Source organism: Wolbachia endosymbiont (group B) of Ablattaria laevigata (assembly GCF_964277395.1).
GTDB lineage: Bacteria > Pseudomonadota > Alphaproteobacteria > Rickettsiales > Anaplasmataceae > Wolbachia.
Genome location: NZ_OZ195519.1, coordinates 653,237 through 669,084, shown reverse-complemented (window position 1 = coordinate 669,084; position 15,848 = coordinate 653,237). Strand labels below are relative to the sequence as shown.

The window sequence follows — 15,848 nt, the reverse complement described above, 5'->3', positions numbered from 1 at the left end:
ATGATATATATAACAATTTTACAAAAATAATATCATAGAATTCAAGAATTGCTACGTGCTAAAAAAAGCAAAATGCTGTTTATAAGAATAAATGGCAAACACTCAACCAATTTCTATTTGTAAATCAGGTGAAGTCAAACCTATAAAAAATTTGGGAGTGTTCATACGCGTCAAGAAAGGTGGTTTTTTTAAAAATATCTTAAATTTTTGATCAAAAACTACCTCACTCTACACTTCCGCCATTTTCTTCAATTTAAGCTACAGCACCAGCAAGGACTTTTTAACTTGCCAAACAGGTACAGATTTAAAAGCCTAAAAACTATCTAAACAACTACAAGATTAGTAGTTTGATCAATTTCAACATTACTAAGTGTTGTATTTGCCTTATACAAACAGTAACATCCTGCTGCAAGAAAAATTAATGCGGCTACAGCGAGTGAAAGACACATTGCTAAATGAAACATTGTCAAACTTGCACCAACAGCAGATGCTCCAGATAATACAAAAGAAATAGAGGCGTAACTACCTTGCCTTTTACTATTGTTGCTTGCTCCTAAGAATTTTTCATATTTACTATTTAGCTCTTTATTTTTACCTTCAAATTGTTTTTGTAGATCTTTAACACGATTCTCTAATGTGCTTTCATGTTTCTTGAGTTCGGTTGTTACCATACTCTCTAATTCACTCTTTAGTTGAGTATATTTTTCAGTGATAGTCTTTAGATCATCCTTTAATTGAGTGTATTCTTTAGTACATTGAGTTACTTTAATTAAGTCTTTCCTTACAGAATCTAGGCCCTGTTCTAAGTTACTGTTCCTAGAGTCAAGTTCTTCAAATCTTTCCTCACGTTCTTTCTGTAGCGCATTAATTTTAGTTTGTATACCATTAAGTAATTTAGTCACTTTAGCCAACTGTTGAGTAACTACAACATCTGAACTACTATTTGCAGAGCTATGACTTTCTACATTATTTTTATTACGAAGAAGACTATTGAGTGACTCTAGATCATTATTAACTTGCTCACCTTCAGGCTCTTTAGATTTCTTCTCCTTAATTGCCTGAATGAAGTTACTAGTACCAATAGTGACTTTTCCTTCACTTTCAAAAGAAGATATGATATCCCCTGTTGTTTTATCTATTAAATATTCTAACTCAGCTCCCGAGAAACCATCAGTTTTATCTGCAAGTTTTTGAGTATCTACTGTAACTTCCAACTCTTCAATACCTTTGAATTTTTTTATATATAAGTCCAATATATCCTTACGCTGGGCATTACCTGGCAAAGGAATTTCAATATGATTAGAGAGACGGCCTGGCCTAGTAAACGCTGTGTCTAAAACATCTCTACGATTAGTTGCAGCAATTACTGTTACACCTTCTAGTGGGTTGAAACCATCGAGCTCGGTTAAAAACTGATTCACAAGGCTGTCGCATGATTGAGCATGACTAGAACTACCACCGCTACCACGTTTTGTAGCAATACAATCAATTTCATCTATAAAAATTATACAAGGAGCATTTGCTCTTGCCTTTTTAAAAATTTCTCTTACGTGCTTTTCACCTTGACCAATATACGATTTCAGAAATTCAGATGCAGAAACACTAATAAACTTTGCTTTAGCTTGACATGCAATTGCACGAGCAATTTTGGTTTTACCATTTCCGGGTGGACCATAAAAAAGATAGCCTTTTTCTGATTTGCAACCTGCCTTTTGAAGTAATGCTTTATTTCTTTCTGGAATAATACCAAGAATCTTGTTTAGCTCCTTTTTAACGCTTTCTGGAATTATAATATCATCAAGTGTTGTTTTATTTTCCGATTTATCTGGATCAAAAATTTCTATTGAAGAGTTACTTTGTTTTAATTGATTTATAAAACTATCTATTATTCCAAAATTTTCTATACCTTTAACATTAACTTTTTTAAGATCAGCTAAAGCTTTTGCTCCTTTATCACCAATGTTGTTCAAAGCTACATCAAGTGAAGTAAGGTTTGTAAGATTACCATTAGCTAAAGCTTCTGCTCCTTCATCACCAATACTGTTACAACTTAAATTAAGTTGAGTAAGGTTTGCAAGATTACCATTAGCTAAAGCTTTTGCTCCTTCAGCATCAATTTTGTTACAACTTAAATCAAGTTGAGTAAGGTTTGCAAGATTAACATTAGCTAAAGCTTTTGCTCCTTCATCACCAATATAACAGCTTTTTAAACTAAGCTTTGTAATACTAAGATTGCTCTGTAAAAAGCTTACTAATTCACTTATGTTTATTGTTTTCGAGGACAAATCAAGAAAGTCGTCTAGAAGAAATTTACTAAAATCCATTTCGTTTCTCCATTAAATATATAGATATTTTAGCCTATATTTTAATAATTGTCAAATTTTTAATAAATCTAATGAAAAATTATAGAAAATGCTTAGCATCACAAAAAATTTACTTTATTTTTAAGTAGAAAAATAGTACGTACCTTTGTGAAAACGAGTTGCATGATAAGAAAGCTGGTGAAATGTTTCGAGTAACTTTTTCGTTTCTATGATCCACTTGGCGGCAAGAATAAAGTTTTAATCGTTCCATGGTTTCTGTATAATTTTCAAAACTTAATTGGTATATATGAAGGTAATAATAGGTAGCGCTAGTAAACGATTAGGAGATTCAATAGCAAGTGGGCTAAATGCTCAGCTATTCCCCAATCAGGTGTCAAGATTTGCCGATGGTGAGGTAAATGTAGAAGTAGCAAATGATCTACGTGATCAAGAAGTATACGTAGTGCAATCTCTTTCTTCCCCTGTAAATGATAACCTTATGGAGCTTCTGCTTACAATTGATGCAGCAAAGAGATCTGGAGCCAAGAGAATAACAGCTATTATTCCTTATTACGGATACAGTAGGCAGGATAGGGTTATTAAAAACAATAATATGCAATCTGCTTTAAGTGCTAAATTAACTGCAAATCTTATTCAAACAGCTGGTGCAAACAGTGTTGCTGCTATTGATTTGCATTCAAGTCAAATTGAAGGTTTTTTTGATATACCAGTTACTAATCTAAGCTGTTTTGAAGTATTTGTTAACTCTATATACAAGGAAAACTTGGCAATAGTTGCGCCTGATGTTGGAGCAATTGGCAGAGCTCGTGCTTTTGCAAAGATTTTAGAGGAAAAACACAAGTTGGATAATGATATTGTTGTAGTAGATAAATATAGAGAAAAAGCAGGTACATCTGAGGTAATGAATGTAATCGGAGAAGTTGCAAACAAAAATTGCGTCATTGTTGATGATATAGTTGACTCTGGCGGAACATTATGTAATGCAGCTCTTGCTTTAAAAAACCGAGGAGCAAAGTCTGTAGTTTCGTGCATTACACATGGAATACTTTCAGGAAATGCAGTTGAGAAAATCTCTTCCTCTTCTCTGGATAAATTAGTAATTACGGACACCGTATTTCACAAATTTGAAAAAAATGATAAGATAGAGGTTGTTTCAATTGCAAATATTTTAATTTGCTTTATGCAAGGAGGTAAAAGTGCCAGCTAGATCAACAGAAGATGTTATCACTTCGTTAATAGAATTTGCAAATAAGAGAAAAATAACAATTACTAAAGAAGAAATGCTTAAAACTGCACAGCTTGTGAGGATTAAGTTATCCGATGATGAGATTCAATACTACTCAAAAGAACTGACAATGCTGGATTGGATACATGATACTTTGTTGAAAGTTAATACTGAAGGTGTTTCTCCTATGCGTTATGGAACTATAGATAAGGATGTCCATGTACGCGATGATATTATAAATTCTCAAAACATTAAAGAAGAAATATTATCCAATACAAAATCGGAGCATGGGTATTTCGTAGTACCGAAGGTTATAAACGATTAAGATAAAGCAAGATTTATACCGATTTTATAGATCTACTTTCAAAAATAAGACCAATCTGGTAAAGAAGCATTCGTTGGAGTAAAAACCATTTTTTGATTTTTCTTTACTAAATCTACTAAATATAATTTAGAGTTGCTTGGTGATTCTGCGTTAGTAAAGATAATTTCTCTGCCATTTGGTAGCCATGCCGGAGATTCAATTTTATGTCCCTCTGAAAGCAAGCGCTCTTCTTTGCCATCTGGCTTCATAACTCCTATGTAAAATTTTCCTGACTGAATTTTTGTAAAAGCTATCAGATCTCCTTTTGGCGACCAAACAGGTGTAGCATATCTTCCATTTCCAAAACTAATTCTCTTGGGTTTTTTGCTTTTTTTAGTGAAATCTATGATATATAGTTGCTGACTTCCACTTATATCAGAACTAAAAACCATGTACTTTTGATCTGGAGACAAAGAGGGAGAAGTACTTATAGCTGAACCTTTAGTAATTTTTTTTGTTCGTTTACTACTTAAGTCTAGAGATAATATATTTGTTTCACCACTCAATGAGTGGGAAATTAAAAGAGATTTACCATCAGGAGAAAATCTTGGTGCAGAAATAACTCCTTCAAATGCGCTGATTATTGATTCAGTGTTATCTTTTAAATTTTTTAATATTATATAACTTTTACCATTTGTGTATGAGATATAAACAATACCCTTTCCATTTGGTGAAAATCTTGGTGTTGACACAAATTTCTCACCATTTGTTAAGTACTTTATATTACTTCCATCTTGATTCATCACAGCAATTTTACGGACGGATTTGTAATTGCTATCTTTTTCTTCAGCGATATATGTAATTTTTGTATTGAAATGCCCTTTCTCACCAACCAATCTATCATGTATCACATCTGAAACAAGATGACTAATTTTCCTCCAGTCTTTTGCTGGAAAAACAACCGACTGAGTAAGTAATTCTCTGTTTGTAAAGCTGTCAGATAAACGAAAAGATAGCTCTAAATTTCTGTTTGATACTTCACTTAAACTTACTGTGACCACAGTATCGCTTTTCCAAGAATCAACTTTCGTGTTACGTTTCACATTAAATAAGCCACAATTAGATAGATTTGTTTCAATTACTTTTGTGATGCTTTCACTTAGCTCACTTTCCACTTCTGTCTTGCATGCACATTTAGATACAACAAGATCAATATTACCAATATTGCTTTTTTTTATATCAACATATAAAACAGCTTTTGTGGAATAAGGAATAAATAACGAAATAAATAACACCAATTGAACGAATAGCTTCATTAGATTTCTTGCATTACCTCCTGTCATCTCAGCAAATAGCTTACTTTTGAAGTTAAACTGCATGACAGTATAGTAAATCAATTTCTGCAGTACTTGACACTGGAATCCAGAAATTTGACTGCAAGTAAGTGCACTGAGGTGGCAAGCATAAAAGTAGCTGTTTTATTCTAAAATAAACGTCTTTGACAAGGTTGCATGAAAAACTGGATTCCAGTGTCAGAGCACTGGGATGACACTCTACTGGTGGAGATTGCTCTAAAACTACAATGTTTGCCTGGGCGTTGAGATGGCACCCTTCTGGTAGATTCAAATCACAATGTTTGTATAGTTGTGTGATCTGACACTGATTTTTTTTTACGGATTCCAGTATTTCATGCTGAAATAACATCAAAGAATACATTGTTAACTTCTTACTCAAATAATGGTTAATAAAAAGAGGTATATTTCTATACCTGTTCTATTTGGACTTCAATTATAGGTCTTTTTAGTAAATATTCCTTTAAGATACTAAATATTGAACTTTCAATCTTATTTCTTATTTTTTTTATCGGTTGTGGACTAAATGCTGACTCAACCTTCTCTATGATCTTTTGCATAATGGCTGCATCTTCTTGCGCTTCGAAAACACCAGGTGCAAATACTTTTGGCTTAGCGAGCAATTTGTTTTTCTTATTCACAATTGCTGTTACTACAATAACCCCAGCATCTCTCATTCTCTCACGCATCTTTATAACGCTGCATTCTGGATGGCGTAGCAACGTACCATCAATACCAAAGTAGTCAACATCAATTGAACTAACTTTTTCTCCATTCTCCAAATTCACAATATCACCTGGTGCAATCATTATTGCTTTTTTCACACCGCACTCTTTAGCGAACTTTACATGTGCATCCGTATGAATATACTCACCATGAACTGGAATAGCTATCTTAGGTTTTATCAAAGAATACATTTCCCTTAGCTCTGCTTTTACTGGATGTCCGGAAGCATGAACATTCTCTGTTTTTTCAGTAATAACTTCCACTCCCATCTCAATAAAGGCATTGAGCATGTTATGTGCACGAGTTTCATTGCCAGGAATGATTTTTGATGAAAAGATCATGGTATCACCTTGCTGCATTTTAAATGCTTGATGACTCTTAGCGGCAAGTCTTGCGGTAGCTGCCAGTGGCTCACCTTGACAACCTGTGCAAAGTAGCACCAGCTTTTCCCTTGGAAAATTTACTGCCTCCTTTGCTTCTAGAAACTCAGGAGAATCAGTTAAATAACCACTATCCTGCGCAACTTTCACTATTCTCCATAAAGATCTGCCAAGTAAAACCACTTTTCTATTTAGTGCTTTTGCAGCTTGGCTTATTGTTTCAATTCGCGCCACATTCGAGGCAAATAGCGAGACAGCAACCAATTTTTTAGACCGCTTTATTATATTGTAAATATTATCATAAATTTCACTTTCTGACTCAGGGTGATGCTTGCTTAATATATTGGTTGAATCGCAAATTGCTGCAAGCAGATCACCTTTATCGCCAATTTCTTTTAGACGCTCCATATTAGAAGTTAATCCAACAACAGGTTTTGGGTCAAATTTCCAGTCTCCGGTATGGAGTGCACTACCCATTTCAGTGCTAATTAATATTGAATTTGCTTCAGGAATTGAATGAGTTACATTTATAAACTCAACGGTAAAAGGACCCAAATTTATGCTGCCATTTATGTCCACCTCTTTCAAAGGCACTATACCTTCCAATCGAAATTCTTTCAATTTTTCTTTGAGAAAGTTAACCGTAAACTTTGTTGTATATATGGGACATTCTAACTCTTCCCACAGATGAGGCACTGCACCACAGTGATCCTCATGTGCATGTGTAATGATTATTCCAAGCAAATCTTTTTTTCTTTGAGCAATAAAATCTACATCAGCGATGAGCAGCTCAACACCTGGCATAGTTTCATCTGCAAAACCGATACCAAGGTCGATCATAATCCACTTGCCTTGATAATGATATAGGCTAACGTTCATCCCAATTCTTCCTACTCCTCCAAGAGGAAGAAATAAAAACTCATTTTTGTTTATGTTCATTAATTTTAAATTATTAAAATGCGAGGATAGCAAAACTTCGACCTTAAATAAAGGAATTTATCACTTTTGCATAACTTAAAAAAATCTTTTCACTAAAAGAGAAGGCTTTCAAATTGGTAAAAAGAATTAAGTGTAGACAGCTACCTCTTTATATCATTTAGCAAATTTCTCATTTTTTTTTTACTTTTCCAAAGAATCCTTCAGATTTCTGCTCTACACTTTCATGTTCCCCTTCCTCAAGCGCTTTTAATAGCTCAATCTGCTTTTGGGTTAAATTCTTTGGATTTAAAGTCTCAACTATTACCTGTACGTATAAATCACCACGAGCATGTGAGTTCATATATGGCATACCCTTTTCCCTACAACGTAGTTTGGTACCAGTTTGAGTGCCTTCAGGGACCTTTACTTTTATTTTAGCTCCATCAATTGATTGAATATCGATTTCACCACCAAGTACTGCTAGTGTCATTCTTATAGGCACTTTACAGTGTAAATCTGCTCTATTGCGAGTGAAGATCTGATGAGTAGCTATTTTCACACATACGTATAAATCTCCGCTTTTTCCACCTCTTGCTCCAGCTTCTCCTTTACCACTGACCCTTACTTTAGCTCCTTCTTCTATGCCTTTTGGAATTGAAACGGAGATATTTACTTCATCTCTTTTACGTCCACTTCCACCGCATTTCTTACATTTATTTTGTATTATTTCTCCTTCCCCATAGCATGTAGTACACGTTCTTTCAATGGTAAAAAAGCCCTGTTGAGTTCTAATTCTACCGCTTCCCTGGCATGTGTTGCACTGAACTGGTTTGATTGCTCCTTCGCTACCTGTGCCTTGGCATGTATTACATTTTATATTTGTCACATAATGTATAGGTGCTTGTATTCCTTTAAATGCATCTTCCAAGGTAATTTTAAGGTCGTAGCGCAGATCTGCTCCAGATACTCCTGTTGTACTTCTTTTTGTTCTTGACCTACTTGTACTGCCGCCGAATCCTCCACCAAAAAAATCGTTAAATATATCGCTAAAATCCCCTCCAGCTTGGCTGAAATCAAATCCACCGGAAGCACCATCGTGACCATAACGATCATAACCTGCTCTTTTTTCAGAGTCAGATAGAACTTCATATGCAGCTGTTACTTCTTTAAATTTTTCCTCTGCTTCCTTATTACCAGGATTTCTGTCAGGATGATATTTTAATGCTAGTTTTTTATATGCTTTTTTTATCTCGTCAGTACTAGCATTTCTGCTCACTTCTAGCAGATCATAGTAGTCTTTTTTGTTCATATATAATAGCTCAGTATTTTACCTTTAAAGATAGGTATTACATATATGAATTTCAAGTATGACCTCTATTTCCTATAAAATATGGTGCACCCTGAGCGACTTGAACGCCCGACCTTTTGATCCGTAGTCAAATGCTCTAATCCAACTGAGCTAAGGGTGCTTGCACAAAGCTGACTTTAACAGATTTTATAGCTTATTTCAATTGGTTTAGCTAAAAATAAAACTCTTATCATGTATGAAACCTGTAAGAAATTGTACTAGCTCTCTTAAAGGATAACTTAAGTTAACAGTTTCCAATTACTGTGATTTTAGAACCGCTATCCGAATAAGAGCTTTTCACATTATACTGCCAAGCTACTAACAAATAGCGGAATGACGGTTATAGTTAAATCTAAACTATTTTGGCTATATCAGAAGACGGGTTATGCAGAAACCTTAAAATACTTCTTGCTTGCCAAGGAGAATAAATACATTCCTACAAACAAGCAGATACTCAATATCGATGCATAGGAAAACTTGAAAATTAAATCTTTAATATATATTGATAAGCATTTACCTGCAGAAATTTTGTATAGTAGTCCAACACAAATAATCGTACTATCAATGACCGATGCTATAATTAAAGTGATGAAATTTGCCATATGAAAATTCAATTTCGACTTTAATTCTTCAAAAACAACTATGCTTGAGAGAAGAGAGATTAAAATTGCAGTATATAGAACCAGTATCATAAAACTAAAATTTTGCAATTTAAAAAGACAGCATATCACTGTACACACTATTAAGCTGTAAGTAGCTTTGCTTCTACCATAAAACTCAACCATTGAGTTTACAACTAAAGTAGCTCCCACAAATAAGGCAGCACATATCATTAATTTATTTGAAGTGTTAAGTAAAGAAAGACTGATAAGCAAGAGTATTGATAAAATGGACATAATCACCTACCCAAATTTAATAATATGCATTTATTTTAATCAGACATTACACATAATGAAAAATTTGTCTAGCGTAATCAAAAGTTATTTAAACTAGTACCTAAGTCTTTCAAATCTATTCTTATAATATCCTTTATATTGAGAGCTTTCTCCTCTGTCACTTTTCCAATACATGAAAAAACTATACCTTTAAACAATTCTTCAAACTTCCGCTGATTTTGCGGGGCAATGGTTACTAATATTCTACTTTGCGATTCAGAAAACATTATTATCTTGTTTATTATGTCTGTATTTTGTGTTTTTCCTATTGGTACTAGTGAAAGATCAATTTCAGCACCAAGGTCTCCTGCAATTAGCGATTTTGCCAAAGCAATAATTAAGCCGCCTAAGTTTGGTGCAATTGCAGAGACAATTATGCCATCTTTTATTGCCTGGTTGTAACGTTCATACAACTTCCTAGCGCTCTTTGCATTAACTTTTGGCACGTTGTTATTATCTATTCCACTATATAACTGATATTCAGATCTACCAAGCTCATCGTGGGTTGTACCAAGCACATATATCAAGTCCCCTGGCATTTTCACATCAAGCGATACCGCATTTTCAATATTGTCTATAACTCCAATTGCTGAAATGAGTAGTGAAGGTGGTGCAGATATCATCACTTTCTCGCCATTTTCGTCATATCCCTTGAAGTCATTGAACATACTGTCTTTTCCGGATATGAATGGCGTTTTAAATGCAGTTGCAAAGTTGTAACAAGCCTCTGCAGATCTCTTTAGTTGCCACAATCTTTCTGGATTATAAGCATCGCACCAGCAAAAATTGTCGAGCAACGCTAGATGATTTATATTTCCTCCTGCAGCTACGTAGTTGCGTATTGCAGTGTCAATCGCACATGCTGCCATGTGATAAGTGTCAATTTCTCCATAACTTGAGCCAAATCCCTGCGATTTTACAACACCTTTGTTTGAAGAAAGGACTGGCCTCGAGACAACAGCTTCACTGCACACTCTTCCCTTGCCTTGCAGTGGTTTCAGTATTGACGATCCTTGAACCTCATGGTCATATTGCACCACTATAAACTCTTTGCTGCGTATGTTTGGTCTGCTTAGCATTTCTTTTAGTGCAAAGGTGTCATTCCAGTGCTTGACACTGGAATCTATCTCAAGCTCAACTCTGCCATCGCACGTATTTTTACATAAAGTTTTAGATTTATTTGCAGACAAAGCCTGCTGGATTCCAGTGTCAAGAACTGGGATAACAGGAGAGAATTCTGGAATGACAGCGTATGGGTTAGATTTTCCAGACCATAGCTTTGTCTGTAAATGCATTTTAGGATTACCATCATGCAGAAATTCAGTTTCGATGTCCATTATTACTGCCCCTGGGGGACATTTAACAACGGCTTTGCCACTTTTGTTGAATTCTCCAATTACACAGACCTCCACATCATGTGTTTTCATGATTTGCTTAAACGCAGGAAGATTTTCTTCTGGCACTGCTAAGGTCATTCTCTCTTGTGATTCTGATATCCATATTTCCCACGGAGCCATACCATCGTTTTTAAGGAGAACCTTGCTCAAATCAACTTCAAATCCGTCTTTTCCCATTTCACCAATGGACGATGATAGACCGCCTGCTCCATTATCCGTTATTGCATTATAAAGACCAAGATCTCTTGCTTTTACGACGGCGTTGGATAATTTTTTTTGTGTTATAGGATCACCAATTTGCACAATTGTTGAAGGGCTGTTTCCCGACAATGCCTCTGAAGAAAAAGTTGCACCGTGAATTCCGTCCCTTCCAACTCTTCCACCAATAATTACGATTTTATCACCGTTTTTGGGTTCTTTTATGTGTGAAGGTGCATTATTTACATTCCGTGGAATAATTCCGATGCTTCCAACAAAAACTAATGGCTTTCCACAGAATCTATCGTCAAAGTATACCGATCCAAGTTGCGTTGGAATACCGGAGCAATTACCAGCAACATTAACACCGTGAATCACTTCTTTCATTATATATTTTGGTGGTAAGATTTTATCAGTACGCTCTTTATCTCTATAAAGTTTGCCTTTTGATTCTTTGGCAAAGCAAAAGTAATAAGTATTCATGATAGGTTCTGCACCTTTGCCAAAACCGACTATATCTCGATTAACTCCAAGCACTCCAGTCATTGCTCCACCGAACGGATCGAGAGCTGAAGGACTATTGTGAGTTTCAACTTTATCTACAATCAAGTAATCGTCATCAAAAATTATTCCTCCTGCGTTGTCGGAGAAAACTGACACGCATATGTTAGAATTTATCTCACGCGTTGCACGCTTAATATAATGAGCATATAGACCATCTTTTATTTCATCAATAGGGGAGCAAAAAATATTGTGTTTACAATGTTCAGACCAAGTCTGTGCCAGAGACTCAAGTTCAATATCATATGGATTTCTACCGAGTTTTTTAAAGTAATCCTTTATAGCTTTCATTGCTGCCAGCGAGAGCCCTAAAGTGCCATTACCATCGATTCCATCTCTGCTGATTTTTTCAAGCTCTTGGTCACTTACATTGAGTTTGACAGATTTTGCTCCATTATTACCTGGTGTCATCCCAGTGCTTGACACTGGAATCCATTCTTTTTTTTCCTGGTCACGCGCTGTAATGACACCAGGTGGGGTATTTGGTTTACTGTAATACTTCCAATGGCAATTGCCGTTTTCTTTATAGACAAGTGTGCAATATTCAGTAATAGGATTGAATTCCTGTTTTATGTCATCTTCGGTTGGAAAACCTCCTTGACTTAGAATCAATTTTGAACTTCTTGCCTTGATAGAAACACTTTCATCAATGTGGCCTTTGCTCATTAGATATTCTCTAACAATTTGTTTTGCCGTGTTTCCTACGTTATCGGTCATGCCAGGTAAAAAGCTTATCTCCAAGCCCCACTTTTCTTGTGATTCTATGAAGTTATATTGAACTTCTTCAAGGTTTTCATTGTAGGAATAATAACGGCAGTCTTGTATGACTTTATTATAAAATAGCCCACAAATTTCTTCATGTAATTTTGATGGTAATTCTTTGCTTATGTAAATCAAGTAAACATTAACTACCCTTCTGCGGCCAACTTGTTCACATTTATTAAAAACTTCTATTCTGATGTTTGCCATGTAATATTGTGAAAGACTTTAATATATCATAGCATAAGAAACTGCGAGCACATTTATATTTTAAATAATTTCTATACAATAAAAGTGTTGTATTAATTGTTACTGTTAGTGGGAAGAGTTTTTACTGTTAATGTGAATGAGTCCCTTTTTGATGTGCTGGTTCAGCACATATTTTCTGAATATGAAAGAGAAAAAATTCCCGAGATAAAGATCATACTTCCCTGCAAGAGGGATGTGATAGCATTGCTGAGTGCATTCAAGAATTACAGAACTATAATTTTGCCAGAGATAGTTTCACTAGAAAACATTGATGAAGAAGATTTAATATTAAATCTTGATAGAGTTAAAGTTATTAACCCGACAAAGAGAACGCTGCTACTCATTCAATTTATATTGGAGTGGAATAAAAAACACAATGATAGTTTTCCAATCGATCTAGTTTACAGTTTGCCGTCATTACTTCAATATACCCAAATAGCGGATTGTTATCAGCTTGATGAGCATTCGAAGAAAATGGAGAATTTCATAAACTTACTTATCAAAACTTGGAGTAACACTTTAAAAAATTTAGGAGTAGTAGATATACTAAAGCATAAGAGTGACTACATAAACAATATGATAGCCTCCCTGAAGAAAGATCAGCATATGATCTTTATTGGAATTGGAAAGGAGGAGATTTATAAGTTGTTGATTAAAGCTGTATACGACCTGACATTTGGAAAGATAATTTTACCTAATCTGAATTTGAAAATTAAAGAGAAAGATTGGCAATCACTTGATAAAAAACATTATCAATATTGCCTGAAAGATCTGCTCGATTATTTAAGTATAGGCAGAGAGGATGTAAGTTTTCTGCCAGAAGCGTGTTCTGATGTCATTCCAGTGCCCAGACACTCGGATCCAGAAAACTTAACTTTAAATGAGTGCACCAGGTGGCTGTACAATAGAAACTGGATTCCAGTGTCAAGCACTGGAATGACATCATCTACTACTCAAATTACCTGCAAATTACAATGTTCGTACACTAAAAATCAGAGGGCTGGGATTACAGGCAGTCCTGAACTAGATTATGTCTTTGATACAACTGCCGATCTAAGTAAAGTTAGTAATGGATATATTGGCAATATTGAAGTCATCACTTGTGATTCCAGAGAGGAAGAAGCACAGGTGACGTCACTAATTATGGAGAATGAAGGTTATGAAAACGTTTCTTTGGTTGTTTTTGATAAATTACTTGCAGTTCGTATGGTGTGCCCCATATCGAAAAACTATTCTTATGCGACGCTTCTGCTTTATAGTATTGAGATTTTGAACTCAAAATGGAACGGTGTGGCATTGCTTTCTCTTCTTAAACATAGGCTAGTGACTTTTGGTTACGCTCAAGAAGAGTACACTCGTATTTTATCTGAGTTTGAGATAGAAGTATTGCGTAGCTTTGATATAAATGGTCTTAAGGATATTATCAACGCTATTAGTACTTGTAAAAAGCTAAGATATAAAGAAGATATATTAATTATTATCAGTAGATTAGAAACTATATTTAATCTTTTACTTAATCTTATAAATTATCCTATTTCTGATATAGCAGCAGCTCATTTACAGTGTGTTAATGTGCTTTCTAATGTGAATTTTCTAGAGCTAAATGGTGAAATAGGTAATTTTACTCGTGATTTCTTAAATGCATGTGACGGTATAGCAATTGAGTGTTCCTTAGAGTTATATAATCAAATCCTGATATTATTTTTAAAAAGGAAGTTTTTTTCTCCAGAAAATAACTTTGATAAATTTAGCTTATATCAAAATAAAGTTGTAATACTTGCTGGATTTAATGATATACCAAATTTTCAGAATCCGTTTTTGAGTGCACTGAATAGAGAAAAATTTAACCTTCCTTCTGTGCAAGAAGAGCAAGGGTGCTTTTTGTATACTTTGCGCAATTTATTTGGTGCCGGCAAGGTTTATATTACGAGGCTAGTGAGTGATAGAAAATCAATTCTATTGCGCCGTTTGGAGGTTCTGTTACAAGAACCAAAATATCCTTATCGCAATTGGCTAAGAATATTAAATACACCTGAGTGCATTGTTCCATGTACTCAGCCTATGCCAAAACCTCAAGCCAAAGTCAGAGAAGAAAAAATGCAAGTGATGTCTTGCAGTGCGGTAGAAAAACTGATTCGTAACCCTTATTCATTTTATGTTGAATACATACTGAACCTTAGACAGTTGAAAGACTTAAATTTTAAGCCATCGATATTGGAGTTTGGCACTATGGTACACAATATTTTTGCAAGATATTTACGCAACGAAAAGTCGCTGATGAGTATTGCACGAGAAATATTCTCGTCTAATCGATTCCACTTTTCAAATATGTGGTGGGTAAGGTTGCAGAGGATAATTCAATCTTTTGTTGAGTTTGATAGGACTGGAAACAATCAAGTTGAGTTGGAGAAGAGCTTTTCCTATCCGATATTTCATATTCCAGCGCGTGACACACAACTGCGCGGATGCTGTACAACTTCCACTAAGAATAAGGGTGTCATCCCAGTGCTTGACTACTTGGATCCAGAAAATTTGATTGCAAATGAACACACCAGACAATTGTGTAATAAGAGCTGGTCAGATACTCGAATGACAGAAGAAATTTTATTGACAGCAAGATGTGATAGAGTTGAGTATCTACCAGGTGGGCAAGTAGCAATTATAGACTATAAACTTGGTTCACCACCTTCCAATGAGGAAGTTATGTCAGGATTTTTCCCGCAATTAATTTTACAAGCTTTAGCAGTGGAATACACAACAAAAAAAGAAGTCTCGGAGCTTGCTTATTGGAAACTTGATTATGATAAAATAAAGGTTATTGCTTTGAAAGATTATAGACAAAAAATGCATGAATTTCAGAATATTCTACCAGATTTCTTATCTAATTATTTAAGAGATACTACTCCCTTCATTGCCTCTCCTTATTTTGATAAATTCCTGAGATTTAACATCTACAAACAACTAGAAAGGATAGGGGAGTGGTTATAAATTATATCTCCTCTCATCCAGATCAAAATAGCTGGTTGTACAGCTGGTTTACTAAGTGCAGTAGGAGAATTACTAGATTGTGATATAGACTCATCTTTGCTAGACTCAAACAACCATAAAAAAACACTAAAAAGTGATTCAATCAATTTTAGCCATTAAAACTTGAATAGTGGCTAAAATAGCT

Annotated in this window: 9 protein-coding genes and 1 tRNA gene; 3 read left to right on the top strand and 7 right to left on the bottom strand. The window is 34.8% G+C overall.

All coding sequences use genetic code 11. The features are described 5' to 3' along the window. Positions 1 to 323: 323 nt before the first annotated feature. Positions 324 to 2,324: an AAA family ATPase gene (locus tag ACICP1_RS03125; RefSeq protein ID WP_265042275.1), complete on the bottom strand. Its 2,001-nt coding sequence runs from the start codon at positions 2,322 to 2,324 to the stop codon at positions 324 to 326. A 286-nt stretch (positions 2,325 to 2,610) separates the two neighbouring features. Between ACICP1_RS03125 and ACICP1_RS03120 the strand changes: the two genes are divergently transcribed. Together ACICP1_RS03120 and gatC are read left to right on the top strand one after the other, a co-directional pair. Beyond that, the gene (locus ACICP1_RS03120; RefSeq protein ID WP_395461051.1) at positions 2,611 to 3,531 is read left to right on the top strand and encodes a ribose-phosphate diphosphokinase; all 921 of its coding nucleotides are present in this window, start codon (positions 2,611 to 2,613) and stop codon (positions 3,529 to 3,531) included. Beyond that, positions 3,521 to 3,874, top strand: a complete 354-nt coding sequence (gatC, locus tag ACICP1_RS03115; protein ID WP_010401704.1) for an Asp-tRNA(Asn)/Glu-tRNA(Gln) amidotransferase subunit GatC — start codon at positions 3,521 to 3,523, stop codon at positions 3,872 to 3,874. The genes ACICP1_RS03120 and gatC overlap by 11 nt, the downstream gene beginning before the upstream one ends. Before the next feature lie 38 nt (positions 3,875 to 3,912). Here gatC and ACICP1_RS03110 read toward each other — a convergent pair whose 3' ends face one another. The 6 genes from ACICP1_RS03110 to ACICP1_RS03085 form a co-directional block, all read right to left on the bottom strand. Continuing rightward, on the bottom strand, positions 3,913 to 5,169 hold the full coding sequence (locus ACICP1_RS03110; RefSeq protein ID WP_395461306.1) for a protein TolB: 1,257 nt from the start codon (positions 5,167 to 5,169) through the stop codon (positions 3,913 to 3,915). A gap of 446 nt (positions 5,170 to 5,615) precedes the next feature. Then, complete coding sequence (locus ACICP1_RS03105) at positions 5,616 to 7,250, bottom strand: ribonuclease J (protein ID WP_395461050.1); 1,635 nt, start codon at positions 7,248 to 7,250, stop codon at positions 5,616 to 5,618. Between the two features lie 169 nt (positions 7,251 to 7,419). Next, positions 7,420 to 8,538 (bottom strand): molecular chaperone DnaJ, encoded by a 1,119-nt coding sequence (gene dnaJ, locus ACICP1_RS03100; RefSeq protein WP_264337075.1) that lies wholly within the window; start codon positions 8,536 to 8,538, stop codon positions 7,420 to 7,422. 82 nt (positions 8,539 to 8,620) lie between these two features. Next, positions 8,621 to 8,698 (bottom strand) — tRNA-Arg (locus ACICP1_RS03095). Between the two features lie 262 nt (positions 8,699 to 8,960). Further along, positions 8,961 to 9,269, bottom strand: a complete 309-nt coding sequence (locus ACICP1_RS03090; RefSeq protein WP_264376426.1) for a hypothetical protein — start codon at positions 9,267 to 9,269, stop codon at positions 8,961 to 8,963. A gap of 281 nt (positions 9,270 to 9,550) precedes the next feature. Beyond that, entirely contained in the window at positions 9,551 to 12,637 is a 3,087-nt protein-coding gene (locus tag ACICP1_RS03085) for an AIR synthase-related protein (protein WP_395461049.1), read from the bottom strand. Positions 12,638 to 12,745: 108 nt separating this feature from the next. On the opposite strand from ACICP1_RS03085, the gene ACICP1_RS03080 reads away from it, so the two are divergent. Then, positions 12,746 to 15,664, top strand: a complete 2,919-nt coding sequence (locus tag ACICP1_RS03080) for a WPE palindromic element domain-containing protein (protein ID WP_395461048.1) — start codon at positions 12,746 to 12,748, stop codon at positions 15,662 to 15,664. Positions 15,665 to 15,848 lie beyond the last annotated feature (184 nt).

Excerpts from the sequence above, each read along its gene's own strand:
- ACICP1_RS03125 (WP_265042275.1), bottom strand. The coding sequence starts at position 2,324 with ATGGATTTTAGTAAATTTCTTCTAGACGACTTTCTTGATTTGTCCTCG.
- ACICP1_RS03120 (WP_395461051.1), top strand. The coding sequence starts at position 2,611 with ATGAAGGTAATAATAGGTAGCGCTAGTAAACGATTAGGAGATTCAATA.
- ACICP1_RS03110 (WP_395461306.1), bottom strand. The coding sequence starts at position 5,169 with ATGAAGCTATTCGTTCAATTGGTGTTATTTATTTCGTTATTTATTCCT.
- ACICP1_RS03105 (WP_395461050.1), bottom strand. The coding sequence starts at position 7,250 with ATGAACATAAACAAAAATGAGTTTTTATTTCTTCCTCTTGGAGGAGTA.
- dnaJ (WP_264337075.1), bottom strand. The coding sequence starts at position 8,538 with ATGAACAAAAAAGACTACTATGATCTGCTAGAAGTGAGCAGAAATGCT.
- ACICP1_RS03090 (WP_264376426.1), bottom strand. The coding sequence starts at position 9,269 with ATGATACTGGTTCTATATACTGCAATTTTAATCTCTCTTCTCTCAAGC.
- ACICP1_RS03085 (WP_395461049.1), bottom strand. The coding sequence starts at position 12,637 with ATGGCAAACATCAGAATAGAAGTTTTTAATAAATGTGAACAAGTTGGC.